General features: G+C 73.4%; 11 protein-coding genes. 7 read left to right on the top strand and 4 right to left on the bottom strand.

Features of this window, described 5'->3' with window-relative positions; all coding sequences use genetic code 11:
• Positions 1 to 9: 9 nt before the first annotated feature.
• The 3 genes from ABZ659_RS10915 to ABZ659_RS10905 all read right to left on the bottom strand — a co-directional run bounded on the left by ABZ659_RS10915 (position 10) and on the right by ABZ659_RS10905 (position 5,705).
• Positions 10 to 1,488, bottom strand: coding sequence for a DUF5719 family protein (locus tag ABZ659_RS10915; RefSeq protein WP_360216276.1), 1,479 nt, complete (start codon positions 1,486 to 1,488; stop codon positions 10 to 12).
• Positions 1,485 to 5,246 (bottom strand): glycosyltransferase, encoded by a 3,762-nt coding sequence (locus tag ABZ659_RS10910; RefSeq protein WP_360216273.1) that lies wholly within the window; start codon positions 5,244 to 5,246, stop codon positions 1,485 to 1,487. Before ABZ659_RS10910 ends, ABZ659_RS10915 begins: the two co-directional genes overlap by 4 nt.
• A 195-nt stretch (positions 5,247 to 5,441) precedes the next feature.
• Positions 5,442 to 5,705 (bottom strand): WhiB family transcriptional regulator, encoded by a 264-nt coding sequence (locus ABZ659_RS10905; RefSeq protein ID WP_003975777.1) that lies wholly within the window; start codon positions 5,703 to 5,705, stop codon positions 5,442 to 5,444.
• A gap of 677 nt (positions 5,706 to 6,382) precedes the next feature.
• Between ABZ659_RS10905 and ABZ659_RS10900 the strand changes: the two genes are divergently transcribed.
• From ABZ659_RS10900 to ABZ659_RS10885, 4 genes are all read left to right on the top strand, one after another.
• Entirely contained in the window at positions 6,383 to 6,877 is a 495-nt protein-coding gene (locus tag ABZ659_RS10900) for a cysteine dioxygenase family protein (protein ID WP_360216270.1), read from the top strand.
• Positions 6,878 to 6,919: 42 nt separating this feature from the next.
• The gene (gene cofD / locus ABZ659_RS10895; protein WP_360216267.1) at positions 6,920 to 7,879 is read left to right on the top strand and encodes a 2-phospho-L-lactate transferase; all 960 of its coding nucleotides are present in this window, start codon (positions 6,920 to 6,922) and stop codon (positions 7,877 to 7,879) included.
• Positions 7,876 to 9,186 carry a coenzyme F420-0:L-glutamate ligase gene (locus tag ABZ659_RS10890; protein WP_360216264.1) on the top strand — a complete coding sequence of 437 codons (1,311 nt, stop codon included), beginning with the start codon at positions 7,876 to 7,878 and terminating at the stop codon, positions 9,184 to 9,186. The genes cofD and ABZ659_RS10890 overlap by 4 nt, the downstream gene beginning before the upstream one ends.
• A gap of 84 nt (positions 9,187 to 9,270) precedes the next feature.
• Positions 9,271 to 10,287, top strand: coding sequence for a DNA-3-methyladenine glycosylase 2 family protein (locus ABZ659_RS10885; protein ID WP_360216261.1), 1,017 nt, complete (start codon positions 9,271 to 9,273; stop codon positions 10,285 to 10,287).
• A gap of 205 nt (positions 10,288 to 10,492) precedes the next feature.
• Here the strand turns inward: ABZ659_RS10885 and ABZ659_RS10880 are convergent, their stop codons facing one another.
• The gene (locus ABZ659_RS10880; RefSeq protein ID WP_360216258.1) at positions 10,493 to 11,938 is read right to left on the bottom strand and encodes a peptidoglycan recognition protein; all 1,446 of its coding nucleotides are present in this window, start codon (positions 11,936 to 11,938) and stop codon (positions 10,493 to 10,495) included.
• A 152-nt stretch (positions 11,939 to 12,090) separates the two neighbouring features.
• Between ABZ659_RS10880 and ABZ659_RS10875 the strand changes: the two genes are divergently transcribed.
• The 3 genes from ABZ659_RS10875 (at position 12,091) to ABZ659_RS10865 (ending at position 16,476) form a co-directional block, all read left to right on the top strand.
• A complete protein-coding gene (locus ABZ659_RS10875; RefSeq protein WP_360216255.1) occupies positions 12,091 to 12,846 on the top strand; it encodes a TIGR03089 family protein in 756 nt (251 codons plus the stop codon).
• 427 nt (positions 12,847 to 13,273) lie between these two features.
• Complete coding sequence (locus ABZ659_RS10870) at positions 13,274 to 14,446, top strand: LCP family protein (RefSeq protein ID WP_360216346.1); 1,173 nt, start codon at positions 13,274 to 13,276, stop codon at positions 14,444 to 14,446.
• 251 nt (positions 14,447 to 14,697) lie between these two features.
• Complete coding sequence (locus ABZ659_RS10865; protein WP_360216253.1) at positions 14,698 to 16,476, top strand: LCP family protein; 1,779 nt, start codon at positions 14,698 to 14,700, stop codon at positions 16,474 to 16,476.
• Positions 16,477 to 16,541: the final 65 nt, after the last annotated feature.

Below are 16,541 nucleotides of genomic sequence, written 5' to 3'. Positions count from 1 at the left end.
CGCCGGCGGTCACCTCTGGAGGATGGTCAGGTCCTGGTCCGCGTCGGGGACCGAGACCGTGCCCCGGTCGTCGGGGAGTGTCTGGACGGTGAAGGCGGGGACGCCGTTGGTCTTGGCCGACAGGGTCCGGGAGGCGTAGACCGGGGTCGCCGCCGACGCCGGTTCCACGGTCAGGGCGTAGGTGCCCTTCAGGCCGTCCGGCACCGGGAGTTCCACGTCCTGGGTGGTGCCCGCCTTGATCGTGAACGTCTCCGACGCCGCCTCGCCGCCCTCGCTGCCCGCCGACGCGGTGACCTTGACCTTCGCGGTGCCGTCGGGCGCGGTCAGGGAGAGGGTGGTGCCCTTGGCGGTGTTGCCGACGGCGGTCGCGCGGGTGCCCACCGGGTTGGCGGCCGGGACGAACGCCGTCTCCTGGGCGTCCCCCTTGCCCCGCACCACCCGTACCGCCGCCACCACCGGCACGGCCTGGCTCGTCGGCGTCAGCACCAGCGAACCGGCCTCCCCGCGCGTGATGTCGCCCAGGTCGAGCGCGGTCGTCATCCCGGACTTCACCCGCAGCGTCTCGTTCCCGGCCGGGGTGATCAGCCCCGTGGGCGTGGCCAGCCGCACCTTCAGGTCCGCGTCCGTGCCGCCCGGCGTGAACGCCACCAGCCGCACCTCGGTGGCGTCCTTCGGGATGCCCGGCATCACCAGGCTCCCCGCGGGTTCGGCCGCCGCGGCCAGCCAGTCGCCGCCGAGTTCGTCGTCGAGGGCCTGCACGGCCGCGCCGACCCGGCCGCCGCGCACGTTGACGTGCACGGTGAGGTCGGTCTCCTCCTCCGAGACGAGCGTGGACAGCAGGATGGGCTCGCTGGAGTGCGGCGGGACGGTGATGCCCTCCCCGGCGGTGGACTCCAGCAGCCCCTTCTTGCCGTACAGCTCGATGTCGACCACGGCGGCGGAGTCGTCGGGGTTCGTCAGGTGGACGTAGTCGGTGCGGTTCTCGGCGGTGCCGGCGCCCGGGAACCAGAACTCCGTGTCGGCTGCGGCGCAGTTGACGCCCGCGAGGCCGCGCCCGCTGCCCGCGGTGACCTCCGTGGTCTCCTGTACGGTCCAGCCGGACGCGAAGGCGCCCTCGGCCGTCCCGATCAGCGCGGGCGAGTCGTCGCCGGACCGCTCCCCCGTGACCGGCGTGCCGGGCTTCCCCGGCTCCAGCACGGGCTTGGGGGCCTTGCCCTCGCGCTCCTCGTTCCCCTCGGCGTTCAGCAGCTCCGCCTGGCCCTTGCCCTGCGCGCCCTCGGTGACCGGCGTGAACGAGGTGTACGTCGTCTCCGCGAGGTCGGACGTGCTCGGCGCCGGGCACAGCAGGCCGCTGCGCTCCACGGGCAGCCGCTCGGCCGCCCGCGCGGTGTTCGTGCCGGAGCCGTCCGGCGTCGTGACCGAGGCGAAGCCGGTGACGGCGGCCAGCGCGGTCACGCCGACGATCAGGGACAGGGTGGTGCGGTTCACTGCTGACTCCCGTCGGGACGCTCGGGGCCGCCATCGTGCGGATGCTGCGGCTGCGCCGGGTCGTACCCGGCGTCGTAGCCCTGGCCCTGGGGGGCCTGACCGTAGGTCTGGTCGTACGCCCGCGTCGGGTCGTAGGCGGTGTCGTTGCCGGTGTCGTACGCGGGGGCGGCGTACGCGGTGTCGTAGGCCGAGGGGTCGTACGTGCCGCCGCCGTCCCGGGGCTGGGGCTGGCCGCCGTAGGCGTACGGGTCGTACTGGCCGCCCTGGTAGCCCTCCGCCGGGTACCGCTGCTGGTCGTAGCCGCCGCCCGCGTACTGCTGGTCGCCGCCGTAGCCCGCGTAGGTCGTGGCGTCCCACTCGTCGTAGGACTGCTGCCGCGGCACGGTCACCGGGGCCTCCTCCTCCGGAGGGGACGGGGGCTGGGGTGGTTCGCCCTGGGCGGCGGACTCCTCGGCCTCCGCCTCGGCCTGGGCGCGCAGGCGGCGGGCCCGGCGGCCCTCGCCCGCGACGGCCTGAGCCGGGACGGCGGGCTCCTCGGGCAGGTCGTCGTCGATGTCACGGCGACGGCCGGGGAGGGCGAGCACGACGAGGACGAGGGCCAGGAAGCCCTGCGCCCACAGCCACGCGGTGTGGCCGATCGGGTCGTCGTAGGTGACGTCGAGGCGTCCGCCGGAGGCGGGGAGCTGGAAGCCCTGGGCCCAGCCGTCGACGGTGGTGGGGGTGAGGGGCGCGCCGTCCAGGGTGGCGGTCCACCCCTCGGAGGCGGTGTCGGCGAGGCGCAGCACCCGGCCGTCGGCGCCGTCCGGGACGTCGGTGTGGATCTCGATGGGCCCGGCGGCGACGGGCACCGGCTTCCCGGCGCCCGAGGCGGCGTCCGACGCCGAGCCGGTGACGATCGTCGCGCGCGCCACCTCCTGGTTCACCCGCCACAGGGCGCTGCCGTTCTGCTCGCTGAGGCGGCTCAGCCCGGGTGTGGCGTCCAGGACGCGGGCGACCTCGCGGGGCGCGCCCTTGTGGACGAGGACGTAGCGCACGGCGAAGTCGCCGAGCTGGTCGGCCTGGTCGGCGCCGGACCCGGCGACGAGGTTGGCGACGATCTTGTCGAGCCGGGCGTTCTCCCCGTCGGCGGCGGCCAGTTCGGCGTCGCCGAGGCGGGCGCCGGAGCCGCGGACGAGGGTGTAGCCGACGTGGGCGGCGGAGTCGCTGTCGAGGACGAGGGTGCGGGCCTGGTCGCGCGTGTTGCTCTCCTCGGCGACGAAGGCGGGCACCTGGACGGGGTCGCGGCGCTCCAGCGGGCCGTCGGCGCCGCCGATCATCCAGCCCGCGGCGACCAGCAGCGGGCCCGCGGCGGCGGCGAAGGCGATCAGCGCGGCGACGGGCTGGCGCCAGCCGAAGCTCTGCTCGGCCACCCGCGCGCGTGCCCCGTCGGCGCCGAGGAGGGCGGCGGCGAGGAGGGCGATGCCGTAGACGAGGGTGGCGGGGCCGGACCAGGCGGAGGCGTTGGAGAGCGCGGCGAAGACGAGGCCGACGAGGGCGACGGTCCAGGCGGTCCAGATGCCCGGCTGGCGCTCCGAGCGCAGCAGGGCGGCGAGCGCGGCGAGCACGACGCCGACGAGCATCAGCCCGTCGACGGTGCCGGGGCCGCCGGGGCTGGCGCCGAGCAGGTCGAGGGCGGTGGCGGAGGAGGCGCCGTAGTCGAGGCCCGCCTCGGTGAGGAAGCCGGTGGGCAGCAGCGTCAGCGACCACGGGGCGAGGACCAGCAGGGGCGTGCCGAGCTGGGCCAGGAAGCGCGGGCCGTAGGCGACGAGGTCGGTGCGGCGGACGGCGAGCAGGCCGACGCCGAGGAACAGGGCGATGGGCCAGACGATCGGCGTGAACGCGGTGGTGACCGTCAGCAGCAGGGTGTACGCCCAGGTGGCGCGCCAGCTGCCGCGCGTCCCGGAGGGGGCGGCCAGGCCGCTGGCCGCGATGCCCGCGCGGGCGATGAGCGGCAGCAGGACGGCCAGGACGGCGGTGCCGAGGCGACCGCCCGCGAGGGCGCCGGTGGCGGCGGGCAGGAAGGCGTAGACGACGGCCGCCCACGCGCGCAGCAGCCGGGACTCGACGAGCGGGCGGGAGGCGAAGTAGGCGCTGAGTCCGGCCAGTGGGACCGAGCAGACCAGCAGGAGGGTGACGGCGAGTCCGGTGGAGCCGAACAGCACGGTCGCGAGCATCGCCACGAGGGCGAGGTACGGCGGTGCGGAGGCGGTGCCCCCGGTGCCGACGGGGTGCCAGGCGTCGAGGTAGCGCGACCACAGCTCGCCGGAGTCGGCCGGGGCGGGCAGCAGGGCGCCGCCGGCGAGGGCGCCGCCGCCGAGGAGCTGGCGGCAGGCGGCGAGCGAGACGAGCAGCAGCACCACGAAGAGCACCGGCCCCGGCTTGCGGGCGATGCGCTTGAGGCGGGCGAACTGCTCGATCTCCAGGAAGTCGGCGTCGTCGCCGCCGGGTCCGGACTCCACCGCGCCGCCGTGGCGTCCGGCGCCGGTGGTGGCCTCGGGGTCGGAGCTGCCGAAGAGGCTGCCCGCGGCCTGCTCGGCGGTGACGCGGACGGTCGCGCCGGGCGGCGGGAACAGCGGGCGCAGTTCGCCCTTGTCGACGGCGGGGCGGCCACGCTGGCGCCGCCCGGCGATGATCCGTTCCGGCCGCAGCAGGACGCCGAGGAGGCCGCGGATCTCGTCGACGGCCTGGCCGGGGACCTTGCCGACGAGGTAGGCGAGGGTCCGCAGGACGGTGCCGACGACGAGCCGCAGCAGCACCCAGGGCAGGGCGGCTGCGCGGGTGTTGACGAGCAGGGTGTAGGCGGCGCCCGCCTTGTCGACCTTGTGCGGGGAGGCGGTGGTGCGGCCCGCGCAGTCGACGGTGCGGCGCTCGCGCGAGGCGGCCTCGGCGTGGCGTACGACGGCCTCGGGGGCGACGAGGACGCGGTGGCCCGCCTGGTGGGCGCGCCAGCACAGGTCGACGTCGTCGCGCATCAGGGGCAGTCGGCGGTCGAACCCGCCGAGCTGTTCGAAGACGTCGCGGCGGACGAGCATCCCGGCGGTGGACACGGACAGCACGGGCCGGACGTGGTCGTGCTGGCCCTGGTCCTGCTCGCGGCGGTCCAGGCCGGTCCAGCGGCGGCCGGAGCTGGCGATGGAGACGCCGACTTCCAGGAGCTGGCGGCGGTCGTACCAGCCGCGCAGTTTCGGGCCGACGACGGCGATGTCGTCGCGGCCCAGTTCGTGTTCGTCCTCCACGACGCGCAGCAGCTGGGCGAGGGCGTCGGGGGCGGGGGCGCAGTCGTCGTGCAGCAGCCACAGCCACTGGACGGGTTCGCCGTGCGGCAGTTCGGGCAGGTCGTAGGCGTCGTCGCGCCAGCTGCGGGTGACCGGGTCCCAGCCGCTGGGCCGCTTCAGGTACGGCAGGTCGTCCGGGGTGAGGACGGGCGCCGTGCGGTCGGCCTCCTCGACGGCCTGGCCGAAGCCGGTGCGCCGGGCCAGGTGCAGGACCCGGTCGGGGCCGAGGGCGTCGGTGAGCAGCTGCGCGGACTCGTCGGCGCTGCCGGTGTCGGCCGCGACGGCGTACTGGACCGGGCGCTCCTGGCCGAGCAGCCCGGTGAGCGCGTCGGGCAGCCAGCGGGCGCCGTCGTGGGAGACCAGCACCGCCGTCACGACGTGACGCGGAAACTCTGGGGTGGCAGCGGTGTCTTGCTGGGCTGCCATATGGCTGTGCACGGACATCGAGGTACGGGCCCCGGGTTCGGTGGACTGCGGTGGACGCCTGTGCCCCGAGGGGGCGGCGGGACGTCTCGGACGAGCGCCCACACTATCGGCTGACCATGACGACGGCCCGCCGCCTGTGGACAACCCACCCGCGACGGGCCGTTCACACCGTTTATGACGTGCCGTCGGCCGACCGGGACGTCTCGGGCAGGCTCAGACGGCCGCCTTCTTCAGGCGGCGGCGTTCGCGCTCGGACAGGCCGCCCCAGATGCCGAAGCGTTCGTCGTTGGCGAGGGCGTACTCAAGACACTCGGAGCGGACCTCGCACGCGAGACAGACCTTCTTGGCCTCGCGGGTCGAGCCGCCCTTCTCGGGGAAGAAGGACTCGGGGTCGGTCTGGGCGCACAGCGCGCGCTCCTGCCAGCCGAGTTCCTCGTCCGCGTCGTCGACCAGCAGTTGCTGCACCAGCTCGGTCATGTGCGCCCCTCGTCTGTCTTTCGCGTCCCCGTGATCTAGCCGTTACCGATTCCGGCTGAACGACACGAGTGAAATTACAAGTGTGCTGCTCCGGGCGAGTCAAGCCGAGATCTGCTATTGGGCCCCTTATTCACTCTGCGGAACCAAGGCCAAGCGGAAAGTGTTCAAATCGCCATAAACCCTGACACGCAGACGAGGCCCTCACGGACCTCCGGTCCCGCACGGACCTCTACGGAGAAGGACGCCCAAGGGTTCGATCTCGTTCCGACACGCGCGCCGATGCGAACCGGATCACATTCGGATCACGGGATCGCAACGAGGCTTGCGCGCCCGGTTGTGCGCCATGTGTCCCGGTGAACGGGTGAGCAAACCTTTCATCTGCCGGATGAACCGGATGAGGTGAACCGTGTCCCACATCCCGGGCGTCGAGTTGACAGTGCGGGTGTGAACCGCTGTCCTTGTGGGCATGTTCGCGAACTTGGCGCCCACCTCGACCCGCTCCGCCGGGTCCCTCGGTGCTGCCCACGCTCGCTGTAGCTGTTGTCGCTGTTCCAGCTGTTGAGCCCTTCGCGCTCCGGCTCCCGCTGGTTCCACCCCTTCCCTCAGGGCTCTCTTCCCTGCTTCCTCCTTCTTCGCTTCTTCCTTCTTCGTTTCCGCACCGAGGACCAAGCACTCCCATGAACAGCGACAGCGACCTCCAGATCGCCGGCGACATCCTGGAAGTCCCGCACCTGCTCCAGCCCCCGCGTGAGCACCCGGCCACCGTCGCCGAGTTCGCCGGACTGGCCCGCTCCGTCGCCGCCGACCGCTCCCGGTGGGAGCACCTGGTCCGGTACGACGCCCTTACGCGCTGGTACCACCGGCTGCGCACGGGCCCCGGCTACGAGGTGTGGCTGCTGTCGTGGCTGCCCGGGCAGGGCACCGGACGCCACGACCACGGACCGTCCTCCGGGATCCTCACCGTCCTGGACGGCGCCCTGACCGAGCACACCCGCCGCGGCGCCCGCACCCTCACGCCGGGCACCCAGCACGTCTTCGCCCCGGGGTACGTCCACGAGGTGGTCAACGACGCGCTCGTACCGGCCGTGAGCCTGCACGTCTACTACCCGGGCCTGACCGAGATGCCCCTGCACGGGGCCGCCCGCCGCACGGCGGCCACCCCGGTCGCCTGACCTCCCGGCGCGTTGTCGTACCCGCCTGCAAGACTGGCTCCCATGCGCATTGTGGTTCTGGCAGGCGGCATCGGCGGTGCCCGTTTCCTGCGCGGTCTGAAGAAGGCCGCGCAGGACGCGGCCATCACGGTCATCGGCAACACCGGGGACGACATCCACCTCTTCGGGCTGAAGGTCTGCCCGGACCTCGACACGGTGATGTACACGCTCGGCGGCGGCATCAACGAGGAACAGGGCTGGGGGCGGTCCGACGAGACCTTCCACCTCAAGCAGGAGCTGGCGGAGTACGGCGTCGAGCCGCAGTGGTTCGGCCTCGGCGACCGGGACTTCGCCACCCACATCGTGCGCACCCAGATGCTGGGCGCGGGCTACCCGCTGAGCGCGGTCACCGAGGCGCTGTGCGACCGCTGGAAGCCGGGCGTGCGGCTGCTCCCGATGTCCGACGACCGGGTGGAGACCCATGTCGCGGTCGAGCTGGAGGGCGAGCGCCGGGCGATCCACTTCCAGGAGTACTGGGTCCGGCTGCGCGCCTCCGTGCCCGCCCACGCCGTCGTCCCCGTCGGCGCCGAGCAGTCCAAGCCCGCGCCCGGCGTCCTGGAGGCGCTCGCCGAGGCCGACGTCATCCTCTTCCCGCCGTCCAACCCGGTGGTCTCCGTCGGCACGATCCTCGCCGTGCCCGGCATCCGGGAGGCCATCGCCGACGCGGGGGTGCCGGTGGTCGGCCTCTCCCCCATCGTCGGGGACGCGCCCGTGCGCGGGATGGCGGACAAGGTGCTCGCCGCGGTCGGCGTGGAGTCCAGCGCGGCGGCGGTCGCCGAGCACTACGGCTCCGGGCTGCTCGACGGCTGGCTCGTCGACGAGGTCGACGCGGCCTCCGTCGCCCGCGTCGAGGCGGCCGGGATCCGCTGTCGGGCCGTACCGCTGATGATGACCGGCCTGGACGCGGCGGCGCGGATGGCGGGCGAGGCCCTGACACTGGCGGAGGAGGTCCGTACGGCATGAGCACGTCCCCGACCGACGGCTACCGCGTGTGGGCCGTGCCCGGACTTCCCGAGGTGCGGCCCGGGGACGACCTGGCCAAGCTGATCGCCGCCGCCGAACCCGCACTGGCCGACGGGGACGTGCTGCTCGTCACCTCGAAGATCGTCTCCAAGGCGGAGGGCCGGATCGTCGAGGCCGCGGACCGGGAGGCCGCGATCGACGCCGAGACGGTGCGGGTCGTGGCCCGGCGCGGCGCGCTGCGGATCGTGGAGAACCGGCAGGGGCTCGTCATGGCCGCCGCCGGGGTCGACGCCTCCAACACCCCGCCGGGTACCGTGCTCCTCCTCCCCGAGGACCCCGACGCCTCCGCCCGCGCGCTCCGCGACGGCCTGCGGACCGCCCTCGGCGTCAGCGTCGGCGTCGTCGTCACCGACACCTTCGGGAGGCCCTGGCGGGCGGGGCTCACGGACGTCGCGATCGGCGCCGCGGGCGTACGCGTGCTGGACGACCTGCGGGGCGGCACGGACGCGTACGGCAATCCGCTCGCCGCGACCGTCGTCGCCACCGCCGACGAACTCGCCGCGGCGGGCGACCTCGTCAAGGGCAAGGCGGCGGGACGGCCCGTCGCCGTGGTCCGCGGGCTGCCGCACGTGGTCGCCGAGGACGACGGGGACGGCGCGCGGGCGATGCTGCGGGGCGCGCGGGACGACATGTTCCGGCTCGGCACCTCCGAGGCGATCCGGCTGGCGGTCACCCAGCGCCGTACGATCCGCGCGTTCACGGACGAGCCCGTCGACCCCGGCGCCGTACGCCGGGCGGTGGCCGCGGCGGTCACGGCACCCGCGCCGCACCACACGACGCCGTGGCGCTTCGTGCTGCTGGAGTCGCGGGAGTCACGCGTCCGGCTGCTCGACGCGATGCGGGACGCGTGGATCGCGGACCTGCGCCGGGACGGCAAGTCGGAGGAGTCCATCGCCCAGCGCGTCAGACGGGGCGACGTGCTCCGCAACGCGCCCTACCTCGTCGTCCCGTGCCTGGTGACGGACGGCGCGCACACCTACGGGGACCCGCGGCGGGACGCGGCCGAGCGGGAGATGTTCGTCGTCGCCACCGGGGCGGGCGTACAGAACCTGCTGGTGGCGCTTGCCGGGGAGCGGCTGGGGTCGGCGTGGGTGTCGTCGACGATGTTCTGCCGGGACGTGGTGCGTGAGGTGCTCGGGCTGCCGGGTGACTGGGATCCCATGGGGGCGGTGGCGGTCGGTCATCCGGCGGAGGAGCCGCGGGCCCGGGGGGAGCGGGACGCGGGGGCGTTCATCGAGGTGCGGTGAGGGCGGACGGGCGTCCGCGGGTTCTCGTACCCTCGTACTCTCTTACGGCTCTCCCCTGTCCCTCCGCTCCCTGGGAACTCACTCGTGGCTGGACGCTTCGCCCCGCGGCCCACGCGGCCCACGCGTACGACCGTGCGCGGCGGGGACGTCGGTGTCCCCGGTGCGGTGGCCGCCCGGCAGCCGGGTGCGGGGGCGGCGCGGGTGCGGACGTATGTGCCGGACGGGGCGCTCGATCTCGGGCTGGTGCTGGGGCCGTTGCGGCGCGGGCCGGGGGATCCGACGTTCCGGGCGCTGCCCGACGGGTCCTTCTGGCGGGCCAGCCTGACGCCCGCCGGGCCGGGGACCCTGCGGATCAGCGGCCACGGCGGTGAGGTGCGGGGAGAGGCGTGGGGGCCCGGGGGCGACTGGCTGCTGGAGCGGCTGCCGGAACTGCTCGGGGCCGCGGACGATCCGTCCGTGTTCGCTCCCCGGCACCAGGTCGTGGCGCTCGCGCGGCACCGGCGGCCGGGGCTGCGTCTGACGCGGACCGGGCTGGTGCTGGAGTCCCTGATTCCGTCGATCCTGGAGCAGAAGGTCACGACCGACGAGGCGTACCGGGCGTGGCGGCTGCTGGTGCGGAAGTTCGGGGAGCCCGCGCCCGGGCCGGTGCCGGTGCGGATGAGTGTGATGCCGTCCGCCCGGACCTGGGCGCTGATCCCCTCCTGGGAGTGGCATCGCGCCGGGGTCGACGACAAGCGGGCGTCGACGGTCCTGCGGGCCGTGCGGGTCGCCGCGCGGCTGGAGGAGGCCGCGCGGATGGCGCCGGCGGCGGCGCGGGAGCGGTTGGAGGTCGTGCCGGGGGTGGGGCCGTGGACGTCCGCGGAGACCGTGCAGCGTAGTCATGGGGCGGCGGACGAGGTGACGACGGGGGATCTGCATCTGCCGGGCATCGTGGGGTGGGCGCTCGCGGGGGACCGGGACGCGGATGACGCGGTGATGTTGTCGCTGCTGGAGCCGTATGCGGGGCAGCGGCACCGGGCCGCGCGGCTGATCCTGCTGAGCGGGAGGGTGCCGGGGCGGCGGGCGCCGAAGATGCCGCGGGTGGATATCGGGCGGTGGTGAGGTGGGACCCGGGGGTGGGACGCGCGGCCGGCGCTGGCGGGGTGCCTCCCCGAGCTCTTCGAGCAGGGGCCCAGCGCCCACCTGCCGCCCCAGCCGCACGACTGCCCGCGGCCACGGCGGATGGGAGGGGCGGGTCCCGCCCCAACGGGTCCCAGCGGGTCCCAGCGGTGCGACTGCCCGCAGCCAGGGCGGGAGCCGGTGTCGGCTAGCGGCCTTGGTAGCGTGCCGCCTCGGTGCGGGCTGAGCCGAGTTTGTCGTAGAGCTTTCCGCCGGGGCATTCCGTGGCGAAGCCGTCCCGGTGACCCGAGATCACGTTCAGGCGGACGTTCTTGCCCTTGCCGTAGAGGTTGCCGCCGCCCGACCGCAGGTACGTCTTGCCGTTCGGGTTGGCGCCGAACAGTCCCAGCTTCCACGCCGTCAGCCGGGCCACCGCCCGGACCGCCGACTCGGACGGCTTGGAGCTGCCGTAGGAGCCCAGGACGGCGATCCCCGTGCTGTCGTGGTTGAAGCCGAGGGTGTGAGCGCCCATGACCGCTCGGGCCACGCCGCCCGCGCGCCCCTCGTAGATGTTCCCGCACTTGTCGACGAGGAAGTTGTAGCCGATGTCGCGCCAGCCCATGCTCACGACGTGGTAGCGGTAGATGCCGCGGATGAGCGAGGGCACCTGGGCGCACGTGTAGTTGTTGCCGGTCGCGGTGTGGTGGACGAAGGCCGCCTTGACGTACTTGGTGTAGAGGAAGTTCTTCTCCCGCAGGGACTCGTCCGCGCCCCAGCCGCGGCGCGTCACGATGCCCGGGCGCGGGCCGATGTACGGCTTCACGCGCTGCTCCTCCGTCAGTTCCGAGCCGCGCAGGGTGAGCAGTTCCTGCTCCGTGCGCGCCTTGTCCAGCTCCGGGATCTCGGCGGCGCCGAGGGGCGCGAGGTCGGCGTTGGCGGTGGAGGCGGCGATCGTGTCGGCGTTCAGGGAGGCGGTCGTGTCGGTGCGGGGGTCGTCCAGGGCGGGTTGGGCGTTCGTCTGGGTGGTGGCGGTGGTGGTGGCGGTGGTGGTGGCGGTGGTGCCGGTCGGGTCGTCGCCGGGGTCGATCAGTTCGAGGCGGAGGCCGGAGGGGAGGGCGGCGGCAGCGGCGCGGGCCCGGGTCCGGGGGGCCGTCGGCTCCACCTGTTCCGGTTGTTCCGCCTGTTCCGGTTGGGCGCGTAGTTCCACGCCGTTCGACTCGCCGACCCAGAGGGGGGCCGTGGCGCCGCGTACCCGGCCGGAGGCGCGTTCGGCGGTGCCGGGGTCGGCCGCGTGGTCGGCGTTGTGCGTCTCCAGGTCCTGCCACTTCGACCAGGTGCCGGTGGCGGCGGCGCGGGTGCGGACCTGGACGCGGCCGTGCAGTTCGGCCTCCGGGTCGTCCCAGACGACGCCGACCAGGGAGAAGCGCCGTACGTCCCGGCGGGGTACGCCCTGGACGCCGGTCGGGCCGAGGGCGCGGTCGCCGGTGAGGGGGACGAGCGGCAGCGTCTGGGTGCTGCCCGCGGGGGTGCGGGCGGTGACGGTGGTCGCGGGGGCGGGCGGTCCTGCGACGGCGGTGGCCTCCGGGAGGGTGAGGGGGAGGGCGATGACGGCCGCGCAGGTGATGCCGATGGGGGAAGCAAGGTATCCACGCATACTTCGGATCGTGGACATAGCCGAATAAGTCTGTCCATCCGGTAATTGACGGGGTGTTGCCGGGTGATTCCTCCGAAAAGGTGGCGGGGGTCCGCCGAACCGGTGTCCCGCGCGCTGGGTGCGCACGGGCGGGTCCGCGTACGCTTGCGCGGGTGAATGCCACCGATCGCACCCCTGCCGACCTGCTGCGTTCCGCGCTCGCCGCGGATCCCTCGCGCCCGCTGGTGACCTTCTACGACGACGCCACCGGGGAACGGGTCGAACTGTCCGTCGCCACCTTCGCCAATTGGGTGGCCAAGACCGCGAATCTGCTCCAGGACGGGATGTCCGTGGAGCCCGGTGAACGGGTGGCGCTGCTGCTGCCCGCGCACTGGCAGACGGCGGTGTGGCTGCTGGCGTGTTCGTCGGTGGGGGTCGTCGCCGACATGGGGGGTGACCCGGGGCGGGCGGACCACGTGGTCGCGGGGCCCGGGGAGTTCGAGGCGGGGCTGGCCTGCGGGGGTGAGCGGTACGCGCTGTCGCTGGAGCCGTTGGGGCGGCGCTTCCGGGAGGTGCCGGTCGGGTACGCCGACTACGCCGTGGACGTGCCGTCGTTCGGGGACCGGTTCGTACCGTACGGGGCCGTCGACCCTGAGGCGGCGGCGTTGATCGTCGCCGGGGCGGAGTTCACGGGGGCGGAGATCGTGGAACGGGCGCGGGGGGACGCCGGGGGGCTGGGGCTTACGGGGCCCGGGTCGCGGCTGCTGTCCGGGTTGCCGTACTCGACTTGGGAGGGGCTGAGTGCGGGACTCTACGCTCCGCTGGCCAGTGGGGGGTCTGTGGTGCTCTGCCGGCACCTGGAGGCCCTGGACGGCGAGGCGGTGGCCAAGCGGGTGGAGAGTGAGCGGGTTACGGCGACCGCGCGGTAGGGGGTCGCGGGGGCCCGGCGTCGCGGGTCCCCAGGACGCGGGGCCCAACGACCCAGGGGCCCAGCGTCGCGGGGGAGCCGGCGTCGCGGGGGAGCCGGCGTCGCGGGGACCCGACGCCGCGGGGACCCGACGCCGCGGGGACCCGACGCCGCGGGGACCCGGCGTCGTGAGGTACCGCCGGTGCGTGCTGGCGCGCGGGGGCGCCTCGCGCAGTGGGGTGCCCCCGCGCGGACCAGTCATCCCGTCACCCGTTCAGCCCACCCCACCCCGCACCCCCACCCCCCACCCCCCATCGTCGTAAGTGGACGTATGCGGCTGTGCGCGTGCGTCAGTGACGTCAACCCGTGGGCTCGGCTGTGTGAGGGGTGGACTCGTGGTGACCGATCATGGCGGGGTGCCGCTCGGGCCGGGGGTCGGGGCGTCGGCCGTGGGGGGAGGGGGGCGGCGGCGTTGGGGGCGGTGGGTGGCGGCCGGTGCGGCGTTGGCTGTCGTCGTCGCGGGTGGGGTCGGCTGGGGCGTCTACACCAAGCTGGACGGGAACATCACGCCCGACGAGGCCGCCGCGGCGGAGCTGGCGCGGTTCGAGAAGGAGCGGCCCACCGCGCTGGTGAAGGACGCGCAGAACATCCTCGTCATCGGGTCGGACACCCGGGGAGGCGCCGGAAACGCCCGCTACGGGCGGGACCCGGGGACCGAACGCTCCGACACCACGATCCTGCTGCACCTGTCGGGCGGGCGGCGCAGCGCCACCGCCGTGCACTTCCCCCGGGACCTGATGGTCGACGTGCCGGGGTGCCGCAGGCCGGACGGCTCCCGCACCCGGCCCATGTTCGCGATGCTGAACTACGCCTTCCAGGTGGGCGGTTCGGCCTGCGCCATCCGCACGGTGGAGAAGCTGACGGACATCCGGGTCGACCACCACATGGTCGTCGACTTCCAGGGGTTCAAGCGGATCGTCGACGCGGTCGGCGGTGTGGAGGTCTGCGTGGAGCGGCCCATCCGCGACAAGGCGGCGAAGCTGCGGCTGCCCGCGGGCCGGGTGCGGCTCGACGGCGAGCAGGCGCTCGGCTACGTCCGGGTCCGCAAGACCCTCGGCGACGGCAGCGACACCGAGCGCATGGAGCGCCAGCAGCGGTTCCTCGGCGCGCTGGTGAGCAAGGTGCGCGGGAACGACGTCCTGTTGAACCCGGTGAAGCTGTACCCGGTGCTGGACGCGGCGACGTCGTCGCTCACCACCGACCCGGGGCTGGCCAGCCTGCGCGGTCTGTACGAACTCGTACGGGGTGTACGCGACATCCCCACGGAACGGGTGCAGTTCCTGACCGTGCCGCGGGAGGCGTACGTCCGGGACAGCAACCGGGACCAGCTCGTCGAACCGGAGGCGGAACGGCTCTTCGCGCGGCTGCGCAGGGACGCCCCGGTGGCCGTGGCGGGGGACAATGCGCGGAATTCCCCCGAAAGCGGCTTCTCGTACGGAGATTCGGATCCGTCGTCGTACGATGTCGGCCAGCACGCAGGAACAGGACGCAGCACCCGAAACGACGTTTCCCCCGCGCCCACCTTCCGCGGGAACACGGCCGCCGAGGACGTCTGCGAGTAAAAGGCTCGCCAAGCCCTTGCCAAGGCGACGAACATCCGCTCCAGGAATTGGGCGAATTTGCCCAGTTGTAGGGACGTGGAATGGGTCACCGTCGTCGCTCGACGCTGAGCTGGGCGGATAGTGTGAGCGACCCGGTGCACCCGGCTCCCGGCCGTGAAAGGCCATCCAGGGGCCGCGCACCGTTTGTACGAGACCCGAGCGCCTACGAGGGGGAAGGCGCCGCGTGGCCCCGACGGAGGATTCAGACAACCGTGGACGCGCAAGGCCGTGGGCGGGCGGACGACATCGATCCCGCCGACCAGTGGGTACTCAATCCGGACACCGGCGAATACGAACTGCGACTGTCCCCTTCCGCACCGCAATCACCGGTGCCCGGACCCCGCAGCGCATCCTCCCCCACGCCAGGCCGCGCCGGGGGCCCGCCACGCCCCCGTAGGGCGAGCCCGCGCCCCCCCGCCGCCGACGCGGCCGACGGGCTCGACACCGACACCCCGGCCCGCACCCCCAGCCGTGACGTTCCGGCACCGCGCAGACGGCGGGGCGCGCCGGAGGAGCCGGTGCCCGGGCGGCGCGGCCGTCGGCCGGTGAAGAAGTCACGGGCGAAGAAGATCCTGATGTGGACCGGCGGCACCATGGCGTTCGTGGTGGTCGCCGCCGCGGGTGCCGGGTACCTCTACATCAAGCACCTCAACGACAACATCACCTCCGTCTCCGACGACGGCGCGAGCACCGGTGGCTTCAAGAAGGACGAGGCCATCAACATCCTGCTGATCGGCACCGACAAGCGCACCGGCGAGGGCAACGAGTCCTACGGCGACAAGGGCAGCGTCGGGCACGCCGACACCACGATCCTGCTGCACGTCTCCAAGGACCGCTCCAACGCGACCGCGCTGAGCATCCCGCGCGACCTGATCGTGGACGTCCCCGACTGCCCCACCGAGCAGGAGGACGGCTCCACCGAGGTGATCCCGGGCTCGCAGGGCGTCCGCTTCAACACCAGCCTGGGCCAGAGCGGCCGTACGCCGAGCTGCACCATGCGCACGGTGACCGAGCTGACCGGCATCACGCCGGACAACTTCATGGTCGCCGACTTCAACGCGGTCAAGACGCTGACGTCGGCGGTCGGCGGTGTCGAGGTGTGCCTGGCCAAGGACATCAACGACGAGAAGTCCCACCTCAACCTGCCCAAGGGCACGCACACCATCGAGGGCGACGACGCGCTGGCCTTCGTCCGCACCCGCTACTCGGTGGGCACCGGCGGCGACCTGAGCCGGATCGCGCTCCAGCAGCAGTTCCTGAGCGCGCTGATGCGCAAGCTGAAGTCCAACGACACCCTCACCAACCCGTCGAAGATGCTGAAGCTGGCCGAGGCGGGCACCGAGGCGCTGACCGTGGACTCCCAGCTGGACAGCATCGGCAAGCTGAAGGACCTCGGTCTCGAACTGGGCAAGCTCAACACCAAGAACCTGTCGTTCACCACGGTCCCGGTGGTCGACAACCCGGCCGAGACGGTGAAGGCGACGGTCGTCCTCAACGAGGCCAAGGCCCCCGCCGTCTTCGAGACCATCAAGAACGACATCTCCCTCACCGAGGTGAAGGCGAAGAAGAAGAAGGAGAAGGCCGCGGTGGCCGCCCGCCTCAAGGGCACCAAGTCGGCGGCGTCCGAGGTCCGGGTCCGGATCCTCAACGGCGGCGCGCCCTCCGGGTCCGCCCAGGAGACGCTGAACTGGCTCCAGCTCGAAGAGGGTGTCACGAAGTCCGAGAACGCGGGCAACGCGGACCAGAAGCTGAGCAAGACCACGCTGGAGTACGCGCCCGACCAGGCCGACCAGGCCCGCCGCCTCGCCGCCATCATGGGGCTGTCCGGCGCGGCGATGAAGCAGGGCGAGAGCGTGGAGAACTCCCAGGGCCTGCCGACGATGACGCTCACCCTGGGCGAGGACTTCAAGGGCGCGGGCGTCTCGCTCACCGCGCCGACGGCGACGAACGTGGACAAGTCGACGGCGGACAAGGTCGTCTGCGCCAGCTGACGCCGAGAGGTCCCGTCCACAGGACCACCGTTTCTGACAGACGGTGACCGGACGACCGCAAATTG

This window comes from Streptomyces sp. NPDC006997, assembly GCF_040635175.1.
Classification (GTDB): Bacteria; Actinomycetota; Actinomycetes; order Streptomycetales; family Streptomycetaceae; genus Streptomyces.
The sequence above is the reverse complement of the archived record's forward strand: the minus strand, read 5'-3'. Positions and strand labels throughout refer to the sequence as shown.